Origin of the sequence: Yersinia sp. 1252 StPb PI, from assembly GCF_048593885.1 — a bacterium.
GTDB classification, from domain to species: domain Bacteria; phylum Pseudomonadota; class Gammaproteobacteria; order Enterobacterales; family Enterobacteriaceae; genus Yersinia; species Yersinia enterocolitica_E.
Window position 1 is genome coordinate 1 of record NZ_JAZGQE010000546.1, and the last position, 318, is coordinate 318.

Genomic DNA, 318 nt, shown 5'->3' on the forward strand with positions numbered 1-318 from the left:
GACAAGGACTCTTTGTGTGAAAGGTATTTATTCATTTTTAATACAACATAGTATGCCGACGATCAGCATAGGTACCCAGCAAAGGGTAATTAACAAGAATATTCTTATGTAATATAAATTCCGTGGGCTAGCGAGTTCAAAAGCCCAAATAAATCGGTTCAAAAAATAAAACAAGAAAATAAAGATGTAAAGCATACCAAAAAACCAGCCAGATAAATCAATATCATGCATTCTTCTAATGCCAACAGCAAGCAGTGGTAATGGCACTACAATGTTAATAAATATATTTATGGTCAAGAGATAGTCTACTGAATCGAT

The 318-nt window shown here is 33.3% G+C and carries 1 protein-coding gene; it reads right to left on the reverse strand.

Annotation, left to right across the window (positions count from 1 at the left end; all coding sequences use genetic code 11):
- Positions 1-27: 27 nt before the first annotated feature.
- Positions 28-318, reverse strand: a 291-nt coding sequence (locus V2A85_RS24680; protein ID WP_420072690.1) for a DUF805 domain-containing protein, incomplete at its 5' end; no start/stop codon positions are given.